The organism is Mumia sp., from assembly GCF_028803055.1.
Taxonomy (GTDB): domain Bacteria; phylum Actinomycetota; class Actinomycetes; order Propionibacteriales; family Nocardioidaceae; genus Mumia.
This window is the reverse complement of sequence record NZ_JARBCJ010000120.1, coordinates 1-10,642: the sequence shown is the minus strand read 5'-3', so window position 1 is coordinate 10,642 and position 10,642 is coordinate 1. Positions and strand designations below refer to the sequence as shown.

General features: G+C 69.6%; 13 protein-coding genes, 1 tRNA gene and 1 pseudogene. 8 read left to right on the top strand and 7 right to left on the bottom strand.

What is annotated here, in order from left to right; genetic code table 11:
- Positions 1-131: 131 nt before the first annotated feature.
- Complete coding sequence (locus PV363_RS12110; protein WP_220340938.1) at positions 132-572, top strand: VOC family protein; 441 nt, start codon at positions 132-134, stop codon at positions 570-572.
- Between the two features lie 32 nt (positions 573-604).
- Here the strand turns inward: PV363_RS12110 and PV363_RS12105 are convergent.
- A tRNA-Leu gene (locus tag PV363_RS12105) sits at positions 605-686 on the bottom strand.
- Between the two features lie 38 nt (positions 687-724).
- Positions 725-1,195 (bottom strand): thioredoxin-dependent thiol peroxidase, encoded by a 471-nt coding sequence (gene bcp, locus PV363_RS12100; protein WP_220340939.1) that lies wholly within the window; start codon positions 1,193-1,195, stop codon positions 725-727.
- Between the two features lie 64 nt (positions 1,196-1,259).
- Between bcp and PV363_RS12095 the strand changes: the two genes are divergently transcribed.
- From PV363_RS12095 to PV363_RS12085, 3 genes are read left to right on the top strand one after another with little or no spacing between them, the layout of a single operon-like run.
- Positions 1,260-1,544, top strand: a complete 285-nt coding sequence (locus PV363_RS12095; RefSeq protein WP_301022439.1) for a DUF3618 domain-containing protein — start codon at positions 1,260-1,262, stop codon at positions 1,542-1,544.
- Positions 1,545-1,865 carry a co-chaperone GroES gene (locus PV363_RS12090; protein WP_220340941.1) on the top strand — a complete coding sequence of 107 codons (321 nt, stop codon included), beginning with the start codon at positions 1,545-1,547 and terminating at the stop codon, positions 1,863-1,865. It begins immediately after the preceding gene.
- 7 nt (positions 1,866-1,872) lie between these two features.
- On the top strand, positions 1,873-3,003 hold the full coding sequence (locus PV363_RS12085; protein ID WP_220346706.1) for an FUSC family protein: 1,131 nt from the start codon (positions 1,873-1,875) through the stop codon (positions 3,001-3,003).
- Here PV363_RS12085 and PV363_RS12080 read toward each other — a convergent pair whose 3' ends face one another.
- Positions 3,004-4,005, bottom strand: a complete 1,002-nt coding sequence (locus PV363_RS12080) for an L-lactate dehydrogenase (protein ID WP_220340943.1) — start codon at positions 4,003-4,005, stop codon at positions 3,004-3,006.
- A 95-nt stretch (positions 4,006-4,100) separates the two neighbouring features.
- Between PV363_RS12080 and PV363_RS12075 the strand changes: the two genes are divergently transcribed.
- A complete protein-coding gene (locus PV363_RS12075) occupies positions 4,101-4,319 on the top strand; it encodes a hypothetical protein (RefSeq protein ID WP_220340944.1) in 219 nt (72 codons plus the stop codon).
- A gap of 44 nt (positions 4,320-4,363) precedes the next feature.
- Here PV363_RS12075 and PV363_RS12070 read toward each other — a convergent pair whose 3' ends face one another.
- On the bottom strand, positions 4,364-5,221 hold the full coding sequence (locus PV363_RS12070) for an aminoglycoside phosphotransferase family protein (RefSeq protein ID WP_301022438.1): 858 nt from the start codon (positions 5,219-5,221) through the stop codon (positions 4,364-4,366).
- Positions 5,222-5,408: 187 nt separating this feature from the next.
- Here PV363_RS12070 and PV363_RS12065 point away from each other — a divergent pair, with 187 nt between their 5' ends.
- Entirely contained in the window at positions 5,409-5,924 is a 516-nt protein-coding gene (locus tag PV363_RS12065) for a YtxH domain-containing protein (RefSeq protein WP_301022437.1), read from the top strand.
- On the top strand, positions 5,921-7,000 hold the full coding sequence (locus tag PV363_RS12060; protein WP_220340947.1) for a YihY/virulence factor BrkB family protein: 1,080 nt from the start codon (positions 5,921-5,923) through the stop codon (positions 6,998-7,000). The genes PV363_RS12065 and PV363_RS12060 overlap by 4 nt, the downstream gene beginning before the upstream one ends.
- 8 nt (positions 7,001-7,008) lie before the next feature.
- Here PV363_RS12060 and PV363_RS12055 read toward each other — a convergent pair whose 3' ends face one another.
- Positions 7,009-7,686 (bottom strand): helix-turn-helix domain-containing protein, encoded by a 678-nt coding sequence (locus tag PV363_RS12055; protein ID WP_220340948.1) that lies wholly within the window; start codon positions 7,684-7,686, stop codon positions 7,009-7,011.
- A 93-nt stretch (positions 7,687-7,779) separates the two neighbouring features.
- Here PV363_RS12055 and PV363_RS12050 point away from each other — a divergent pair, with 93 nt between their 5' ends.
- Complete coding sequence (locus PV363_RS12050) at positions 7,780-8,619, top strand: methyltransferase domain-containing protein (RefSeq protein WP_220340949.1); 840 nt, start codon at positions 7,780-7,782, stop codon at positions 8,617-8,619.
- 13 nt (positions 8,620-8,632) lie between these two features.
- On the opposite strand, the gene PV363_RS12045 is transcribed toward PV363_RS12050, so the two are convergent.
- Positions 8,633-9,760 carry an endonuclease/exonuclease/phosphatase family protein gene (locus PV363_RS12045; protein ID WP_220340950.1) on the bottom strand — a complete coding sequence of 376 codons (1,128 nt, stop codon included), beginning with the start codon at positions 9,758-9,760 and terminating at the stop codon, positions 8,633-8,635.
- A 63-nt stretch (positions 9,761-9,823) separates the two neighbouring features.
- Positions 9,824-10,642 (bottom strand): annotated as a pseudogene (locus PV363_RS12040) (glutamate dehydrogenase); the annotation flags it as partial.

Below are 10,642 nucleotides of genomic sequence, written 5' to 3'. Positions count from 1 at the left end.
GGCTACGCCGACCACGCCCATCTCGTGCACGAGTTCCGGACGCTGTCGGGGACCACTCCGACGGGGTGGGTCGAGGAGGAGCGCCGAAACCTCCAAGCGGGAGGGCACCGCAACGGAGCATCGTGAGGTCCATGAGCACCGTTGAGAACCAGAACCAGAACCAGGACCAGAACCGCACGGCCGAGCCGCCGGCCCCCACCGTGTGGCCCGCGCTCGCCGCCCGCGACGCACTGGCGATGATCGACTTCCTCGAGCGCGCCTTCGGCTTCCGGCCCGTCGTCGTGATGGCGGAGGACGGGTTCGTGCAGCACGCCGAGCTCGCGTGGCCGGAGGGCGGCGGGATCATGATGGGCTCGGAGAAGCACGAAGGGAACTGGCAGCAGAAGCCCGGGACCTTCGGGGCGTACGTGGTGTGCTCCGACCCCGACGCCCTCTACGACCGGGCCAAGGCGGCAGGAGCGACGATCACGATGGAGCCGACGACGACCGACTACGGGAGCCGCGACTTCATCGCCGAGGACCCCGAGGGCAACTCGTGGTCGTTCGGCACGTATCGCGGGGAGCCGCACTGAGCACGAGACGACAGGCAGACGGCCGTCTCGGGTGCCGGTGACAGGACTCGAACCTGCACGTCTTGCGACACAGGAACCTAAATCCTGCGTGTCTACCAGTTCCACCACACCGGCCCGCCGGACAGTCTAGGCGGCGACCACCGCCGTACGGCTCAGGCCAGGTCGAGCTGACGGATCAGGCGCTCGACGTGACCGGTCGCCTTGATGTTGTACTGCGCGACCTCGATCTTGCCCTCCTCGTCCACGACGAACGTGGAGCGGATGACGCCCTCGATGACCTTCCCGTACAGCTTCTTCTCGCCGAAGGCGCCCCAGGCGCGGAGCACGCTGCGGTCGGGGTCGGACAGGAGCGTGATGTCGAGACCCTCCTTCTCGCGGAAGGAGGCCAGCTTGTCGGTGTTGTCCGGAGAGATGGCCAGCACGGTGTATCCCGACGCGTCGAACGTCTCACGCTCGGCGGTGAAGTCGCACGCCTCGCGGGTGCACCCCGGCGTCATCGCGGCGGGATAGAAGTAGACGATGACCTTCCCGCCGCGCAGGTCGGAGAGCGTGACCTCCTTGCCGTGGTCGTCGAGGAGCGTGAAGTCGGGCGCCTGATCACCTGGCTGCAGTCGCGTGGTCATGGTCCTATCCTTGCGTATCGGTACGGTGGTCACGACAGGTGACCGCGCCGAGCGAGGAGACAACGTGACGAACGATTTCAGGCCGGATGTCCCGACGACCATCACGGGCACACCTGACCAGCTCGTCACCCAGATCGACGAGGTTCGCAACCGTCTTGCCTCCAACGTCGACCAGCTCGTCTACCGTGCGAGCCCCAAGACGGTGGCACGACGCGGCCTCGCCGACGTCAAGGCCAGGTTCGTCACCCCTTCGGGCGAGCCGCGGATGGAGACCATCGTCCCGGTGGTGGGTGGCCTCGTCGCCTTCATCGGTCTCGTCGTCGTGATCCGCAAGATCGTGAGCGACTGAATGACCGACGGGCTTCCGATCCGGATGCTCCACGACCGCCTCCTGGTGTCGGTCGACCCGGACGACGGTGACCGCCGCTCGTCCGGCGGCATCGTGATCCCGGCCACCGCGCAGCTGGGCCGCCGGCTGTCGTGGGCCCGGGTCGAGGCCGTCGGCAGCACCGTCCGGACCGTCCAGGTCGGCGACCGGGTGCTCTTCGACCCCGACGAGCGGGCCGAGGTCGAGGTGCGCGGCAGGGACTACATCCTCCTGCGTGAGCGCGATCTGCACGCGGTCGCGGCCGAGCGGATCGACCACGACCAGACCGGGCTCTACCTGTAGGCCCCTGATGGTCAGCGGACAGGGTTTCCTGGATCGCATCAGCGGTGACGATGCGCGCGGTGTCCCGATGCCGGTGTCGTTGCACACCCGGGCGCAATGGGTGCGCGCGCAGATGACCAGCATCGTCCAGATCTCGGTCGGTGCGGCGCTGGCCTGGGTGATCGCGCACGACCTGGTCGGCCACCAGCAGCCGTTCTTCGCCCCCGTCGCCGCGATCCTCGTGATCTTCGCGGGCACCGGCGGGCGGCGGCGGATCACCGTCGAGCTCTTCATCGGCGTCTCGGTCGGCGTCCTCATCGGAGAGAGTCTCATCTCGGTGATCGGCCGCGGGTGGTGGCAGCTCGGCGTCATCGTCGCGCTGGCCGCGACCGCCGCGACGTTCCTCGGTCTGCGCGGTCTCGCCCGGAACCAGGCCGCGACCTCGGCCAGCCTGCTTGCCGCCATCGTCCCCGTGATGCCCGGCAACCCCGCCGTCGCGCGCTTCGTCGACGCCGTGATCGGCGGCCTCGTCGGGCTCGCCATGGCGCTGCTCATCCCCGGCAACCCGGTCCGACGTGTCAACCGTGGCATGCAGCCGGTGCTGACGACGCTCGGTCAGGCGCTGCGTCGCATCGAACTGGCCCTGCGCCTGGAGGACGCCGGTCCCGCGTGGACGGCGCTGCAGCAGGTTCGCGGCCTGCAGCCGGCGATCGAGAGCCTCACGACGACCGTCTCCAACGCCGATGAGATCGCCCGCTACTCGCCGTTGCGGTGGCGACAGCGCGGCCACGTCGAGCGGTACGTGGTCGCGGTCCGCGACGTCGACAACGCGATCCGCGACACGCGCGTCCTCGCACGGCGGGTGCACACCATGCTGCGCCGTGGCGAGCACTCCTTCACCGGCATGCCCGAGGCCGTCCGGCTGCTGCGGGAGGCGGTCGAGGTCTTCGCCGACGACATCGCGGAGAAGGACGCGTACGACGAGGCGCGTCGCCAGCTCATCGAGGCGGCCAGGATGGCGACCAAGGCGCTGCCCGAGGCCGCCACGATCAACGACGCCGCGGTCGTCGCGCAGGTCCGCTCGATCGCCTCGGACCTCCTCTATGCCACCGGATGGACGGTGGCCCAGGTCGACCGAGCCTTGGCGACCGGGCGCTGATCAGAACACCGGTGACGCGAGGCCGAGACTGTCGATCTGCGAGCGCAGGGTCGCTGCGGATGAGCGGAGTCCTGCCAGGTCGGTCTCGTCGAGGGGCAGCTCCGCCGGGCCTGCGACGCCGCTTGCGCTGACGACGCAGGGGGCGGAGAGGCAGACGTCGTCGATGCCGTACTGCCCGGTGAAGAGGGTGGAGACCGGAAGGAACCGGTGCTCGTCGCGCAGCACGGCCGACATGATGTCTGCGGCAGCGAGACCGATGGCGAAGTTGGTCGCCCCCTTGCCTTCGATCACCTTGTACGCGGAGCGGGCGACGGTCTCGCGGATCGCGGCGTACTCGGAGGGGTCGAGCGAATGGCCCTCGAGGTCGTACTCGGCGATCGGGACGCCGCCGATGTTGGCCGACGACCACAAGACGATCTCGGAGTCGCCGTGCTCACCGGCGACGGCAGCGTGGACGCTCCGCGGAGACACGGCGAGGCGCCGCGACAGCAGGTAGCGCAGCCGTGCGGTGTCGAGGACGGTGCCGGACCCGAAGACCCGACCGGGCGGGAGGTCGAGGAAGCCGATCGCCGCGTAGGTCAGCACGTCACAGGGGTTGGTGACCAGCACGTAGACCGCGTCGGGCGCGACCTCGCGCACGGCGCCGAGGACGTCGCGCGTGATGCCGACGTTGACCCCTGCGAGGTCGAGCCGGGTCTGCCCGGGCTTCTGCCGGGCTCCTGCGGTCATCACCACCAGGTCTGCGCCGGCGCACGCGGCTGGGTCGTCGCTCCCGACGATGGTCGTCGGCGACGCGAACGCGGCACCGTCGTTGAGGTCGTGCGCCTGCGCCTCGACGAGCGTGGACGCGATGTCGTACAGCACGATCTCTCCGGCCAGCCCCCGCAGCAGCGCGGCGTACGCGACGGTGCTGCCCACCGAGCCCGCGCCGCACACCGCGATCTTGGCGCCCCTCCTGGACGTGCGCGGGCCGGCGGGAGGCCCGGGTCGTTCGTCGGCCATCGGCCCTCCTCGTACGGCTGCTGGAGCATGTCGTCGCCGCCCCGAGTTTCTCACTGAGAGGGTGCGACCGCGCGATCGGTACTACTCTCTCGGGCATGGCGATGGTGGTGACGTTCGGTGGACCGTTGGAGTACGCCAACCAGGTGTGGAGCGACGTCGAGCCCGACCAGGACGGCTACGTGCTGATCCTCGGTGGCGCGGCCGCGGGCCAGGAGGCGTGGTACGTCGTGGATCCGGAGGCGGAGCTGATCCCGACCGACCAGGGTGACGCGATGCCCGCGGAGTACGCGGGGGAGCGGAAGCCGGAGAGCTAGCTGTAGCTAGACGTCGTCGCCCGTACGCGGGCGTCCTCCGCGGCTCAGGTCCCCACGATGGCGTCCTGGAGCTGGAGCACACGATCTCGCTGCCGAGCGTGCAGCTCCGGGTCGTCGATCTCCTCCCTCGCCACGACCGTGAGCAGCGCTGCGGTGTCGAGCTCGTAGACGTCCAGGAGCGCCCGATCGGCCGGTGACCACTCTGTGCGTCCATAGCCGGCAAGGAACTCCTCGTCGAGGTAGCCGTAGGCGCGGATGCGGCCGAGTTCCAGAAGAGGGTCACCGACGACGCAGTTGGCGGCGTCGATGATCGCGACGATCCTGGTGCCCTGCACGCAGATATTGGCGCTCCGCAGATCCATGTGCAGCAAGCTCGTGGCCGCCGACGCCCGCCCCTCGAGCAAACCGGAGACGCCGGCGATGACGGCGACGTCGAGCCCGTCGCAGTATGGCGCCGCAGCGCGAAGACGCTGCTCGAGCCGGCGCCAAAAAGTGTCTGCCCACGCCGCCGGAGGACTCAGCAGATCGCTCGTCGGCTGGATGTCGTGGATCAGCCGTGTCATCCGGCCGAGCTCACGCAGCGGGACCTCAGCAGACGTGTCGTCGTGGACCCGCTGCTGGAGCATCCACGAGGGACCATCGGCCGGTGCCGCGCGATGCACGGCCAAGACTTCCGGCACGGGCACGCCGCCCACAGCCATCAGCCTCAGTGCTTCGCCCTCGACCTCGAGGACGGCGCCGAAGTCGACGACCCCCTCGTAGGAGGTCTCCAGCAACTCGTGCCGCGGCGAACGGAGGACTCCAAGCTCTCGACCGTCGACGATCAACAGGTCGGCCCAGAAGTCGACGCCAGACGTCCAGGGCTGCACCTCGACCTCTCGGTCACCGAAGCCGCGGCTCACGCTTCTTTTTAGTTGCGCGACGCGTTGTTCCTCACACGGCGGCATAGTCTGCCCGTTCTCGTGGCCCATCGGGGGGTGCGAAGGCCCCCGGATCCGACGACGTGGCGAACAACTGGTCTCGCGATCTGTTGATCGTCCCAGGATCGGGTACCAATGGTGGACCGGTACTCGACGAAAGGAAACTCCCATGAAGGGAAAGCTGGCACTCCTCGGCGGCATGGCCGTCGGCTATGTCCTGGGCACGCGTGACGGTCGCGAGCGCTTCGAGCAGATCAAGGGCAAGGCGCAGAGCCTCTGGAACGACCCCACGGTGCAGCAGAAGGTGAGCGATGCCCAGGGCTTCGCCGCCGAGAAGGCGCCCGAGGTCCAGGAGAAGGTCGTGCAGACGGCCAAGGACACCGTCGGCAAGGTGACGAACCGTGGTGAGGGTGGCGACCACGCCGCGCCGACCTCGGGCAGCAGCAGCACGGGCAGCAGCACCGGCAGCAGCACGTCCTCCGGCAGCGGCCTCGGCAGCTCCACCGGTGGCACGTCGACCAGCACCCCCGGCAGCCACGCCGGCAGCGGCTCCACCGGCAGCGGCTCCACCGGCAGCAGCTCCACCGGCAGCAGCTCGACCGGCAGCCGCTCGGCCGGCGGCAGCAGCAGCGCCGCCACCTCCGGCTCGCCCGCCTCGAGCCGCCCGTCGGGCCAGGCTGGATGACCGACGCCCGCCCCGGGCGTGCCCCGCACCCGGACGACCCCGCCAAGCCAGACTCTCCCACCGACATCACGAAGCCGTCGTGGGGGTACGTGGCGCGCAAGGCCGTACGCGAGTTCTCCGAGGACGAGTGCCTCGACCTCGCTGCTGCCCTGACGTACTACTCCGTGCTTGCGCTGTTCCCGATGATGATCGCGCTCCTCTCCCTGGTCGGCCTGTTCGGCCAGGGCCGCGAGACCGTGGACACGCTCCTCGGCGTCCTTCGTGACGTCGGTGCCAACTCCGCGGCCGACACGGTGGAGCCGACGCTGGTGCAGCTGAGCGAGGGTCGCGGTGCGGGACTGGCGTTCGTGGTCGGCCTGGCCGTGGCGCTGTGGTCGGCCTCGGGCTACGTCGGCGCGTTCGGGCGGGCGATGAACCGGGTCTACGAGATCGACGAGGGTCGTCCGATCTGGAAGCTCCGGCCGGTCATGCTGCTGGTCACGCTGATCACCGTGGTTCTGTGTGCCCTCGTGGCTCTGGCGCTGGTCCTCACCGGGCCGGCTGCTCAGGCCGTCGGGGACGCGATCGGGCTCGGTGAGACGGCGGTGACCGTCTGGAACATCGCCAAGTGGCCGGTGATGCTGATCGCCGTCATGTTCGTCGTGGCGATCCTGTACTACGCCACACCGAACGTCCGGCAGCCGAAGTTCCGGTGGCTGAGCGTCGGTGCGGTCGTCGCGATCCTGACCTGGATCGTGGCTTCGGCCGCGTTCGGGTTCTACGTCGCGAACTTCTCGAACTACAACCGCACGTACGGCTCGCTGGCCGGCGTGGTCGTGTTCTTGCTGTGGCTCTGGATCACGAACCTCGCGCTGCTGTTCGGCGCGGAGCTCGACGCCGAGCTCGAACGCGGGCGTCAGCTCCAGGGCGGGATCCCCGCCGAGGAGAAGATCCAGCTGCCACCGCGCGACACGAAGAAGAGCGACAAGGCGGCCGCGAAGCACGACAAGGACGTCGAGCGCGGGCGGCGCCTGCGCCAGAGCAGGGGTCAGACGACGAGTCAGGACGAGCCGGAGCAGGACTCGGGCTCTCGCTGAGAGTCTCCTCAGCCTGGGCGTACGACGCGGGCCAGCCCCGTCGGCGCGAACCAGGTGGGCACGGCGCGGCGCGCTGCGGAGGGTCCGTCCACAGTGACGGTGCCCGCGCGCAGCGCGCCGGCCCACGTCGTGTCGCCTCTCCAGACCTGGGTGAGGGCGCGGAGCCCTGCGGTCACCGTGACCGAGACGGGGCGCTCCGGGTCGATGTCGCACACGTCGGCGTCGTCGCGCTCGATCACGATCCACCACTGCCGCGCCGCCCCGGTGACGTCGTCGAAGACGAAGCTGACGACCTCGGGCGGGTCGTCCACCGCGGAGTGGTCGATGTTGCGGTGCATGTCCCACATCAGGAGCTTGGGGTCGAGGTCCTCGTCGCCGAGCGTTCCCATCCACCGCACGCCCCAGGTGCCGACGGACTCGACGACCGTCCGCAGCTCCCGGCCGGCCGGAGTCAGGACGTAACGCACCTCGGCACCGTGGACCTCCTTGTCGACGATCCCGGCGCGCACGAGCTGCTGGAGGCGCTTGGACAGCAGGGTCGGCGACATCCGTGGTAGCCCTCGTCGCAGGTCGTTGAAGTGCTGGCTGCCCGTCACCAGCTCCCGGACCAGCAGCATCGTCCATCGCTCGTCGAGCAGCTCCATGGCTTTCGCGACCGGGCAGAACTGGCGGTACGGCGCCCCCATCCGTGCAGCGTACGCCCGGTACAGATCTCGTACTAGGCCCGTTGTCTCTGCATCTCTAGCGTCGAGAGCACGCACAACGAAGGGACACTCATCATGACGAGCGAGACGACAGCAGCACCGGTCACGGTGGACGACGGCGTGATCAAGGCCAAGCACCGGGCGATGTGGGCGATGGGGGACTACCCAGCCGTGGCCACGGAGGTGGTGGCCGACCTGGGACCGGTCCTCGTGGACGCCTGCCGAGTCGGAAGCGGGACGACCGTCCTCGACGTAGGCGCCGGCTCCGGCAACGCCGCGATCCCCGCTGCGCGAACCGGAGCGACGGTGACGGCGAGCGATCTCACGCCCGAGCTCCTCGACGTCGGCCGCGCGGCGGCCGCGGACGAAGGGCTCACACTCGGGTGGCGTGAGGACGACGTCGAGCACCTGGGGCTCGAGGACGCCTCGTACGACGTGGTCATGTCCTGCATCGGAGCGATGTTCGCGCCGCACCACCAGGAGACCGCCGACGAGATCGCGCGCGTCTGCGCGCGCGGCGGCACGATCGGGCTGCTGAGCTGGACGCCCCAGGGCTTCATCGGGCAGATGTTCGCCACGATGAAGCCGTACGCGCCGCCGCCACCGCCCGGCGCGCAACCACCGCCGTTGTGGGGGGACGTCGAGCACGTCCGGGCACTCTTCGGCGACCGAGTCACCGACGTCGAGGCCACGACGCAGACGCTCGCGGTGGACCGCTTCGTCGACGGGGAGGACTTCCGGGACTTCTTCAAGGCGACGTACGGTCCGATGATCGCGGTCTACGCGGCGATCGCTGACGATCCTGACAAGGTCGCCGCGCTCGACGGCGCACTGGCAGACCTGGCGGACCGGTTCGGTGTCCGGGACGGCGCCATGCAGTGGGAGTACCTGCTCGTCACCGCTCGCCGGGCCTGACGGCGCGGGACGCTCAGACCCCGGTCAGGTCGGCGTACAGGAGGGCGTGGTCGGACGCCTCCTCCACCTTCGACGTCAGAGTGGGAAGGATCTCCCAGGGGTCCTTGGTCCGAGGGCCCCGCCAGACGCCCTTGCGGAAGACCCCACCCCCCTGCGCGTGGGAGAACAACGCCGGCGAGAGCAGGATGTAGTCGATCTTGGCGGTCTCGTTGCCCGACCCGTACGTCCCCTTGCGGTGGTTCCAGTCGAAGTCCGGGTGCGCACTGATGTCGACGAGGGTGCCGTCCTCGAGCAGCGGAGCCAGTGCGTCACTGGTCGGGTCGTCGTTGAGGTCCCCGGTCACCGCGAACATCTCGACGCCCTCGTCACGCAGCGCCGCCACGATGCGTGCGACCCGCTCTGCCTGACGGCGACGGCGTCTGCCGCCGAGCGGGTCACCTGGCGAGCTGTAGCCCTTGGACTTGAAGTGGTTCGCGAGCACCACGACGCGGTTCCCGAGAGGGGTGTCGAGGTGGTATTCGCAGCAGTCCCGCGAGAAGACGGTCCCAGAACCGTCGGTGTCGAAGATGTGGGTGCGCATCTGCACCAGCCGGTAGTCGGCGCGCGCCATCAGCCCGACGTCGATCCCGCGCTCGTCGTTGCCCTCGACCACCATCACCTGCTCGTACGGGGTGCCGCCGACCGCCGGCAGCAGCGACTCCGAGAAGAGCTGGAGCCCGGGACGGTCGTCGGCCTCGACGACGGTGACGACGTCGGCGCCGACCTCGTCGAGGACCCGCGCGATGTTCTCGGTCGCCGTGACGTTGACCGCGACGGTCTTGAGCTCCAGCCATCCGACCCAGTCGGGACGCCCGGCAGCCGCGAGGACGACCGGTCCGCTGCGCGGGCGCTTCAGGAGATGACGGCCGCGCATCGTGCGCATCCGCACGTACGGTGCGTCGTCGGAGCGCAGCAGGCCGAGCGTGTCGAGGAGCCCGAGGATGTCGGCCTCGCGGCCGGCGTAGCTGGGCCGGTCGAGGAGTGCGGAGAGTCGTGCGTGAGCCGCGAGCACCTTCTTGCGCGTGGCCGCGTCACCCTGCTCCTCCGCCATGGCCTTCGGCCGGGCGAACAGGTTCTCGACGTTGAACGATGCGATCCTCATGGCGTCCCCCTCTCGCCAGTGTGCGCCGACGCCGGTTCACCTCGTGGGGGATTGAGCCACTGCTCAGATGACGCCGAGTGCGAGCATCGCGTCGGCGACGCGGACGAAACCCGCGATGTTGGCCCCGGCGACGTAGTTGCCGGGGCTGCCGAACTCGTCGGCGGTCTCGGCGCACCGGTCGTGGATGCTGCGCATGATCTCGGCCAGGCGCTCTTCGGTGTGCTCGAAGGTCCAGGAGTCGCGCGAGGCGTTCTGCTGCATCTCCAGTGCACTGGTCGCGACGCCGCCCGCGTTGGCCGCCTTGCCCGGGGCGAAGCGGACGCCCGCCTCGTCGAAGACGGCGATGGCCTCGGGGGTTGCCGGCATGTTGGCGCCCTCCGCGACGATGGTCACGCCGTTCTTGACGAGGGTGACCGCGTCGGCGCCGTTGAGCTCGTTCTGGGTCGCCGACGGCAGCGCGATGTCGCACGGCACGTCCCAGATGGACCCGGCCTGCCCGAGCCGGACGTCTCCGCCACGCAGCTCGGCGTAGTCGGCGATGCGCCCGCGGCGCACCTCCTTGACCTCCTTGAGGATGTCCACGTCGATGCCGTCCTCGTCGACGACGTAGCCGCTGGAGTCCGAGCACGCGACGACGGTGCCGCCGAGCTCGTGCACCTTCTCGATCGCGTACGTCGCGACGTTGCCGGAGCCGGAGACGACGACGCGCTTGCCGTCGAACGACTCGCCCGCGGCCTGGAGCATCTCGGAGACGAAGAAGACGGTGCCGTAGCCGGTCGCCTCCTTGCGGACCTGCGAACCGCCCCAGGTGAGGCCTTTGCCGGTCAGGACCCCGGACTCGTACCGCGTGGTGATCCGCTTGTACTGACCGAAGAGGTAGCC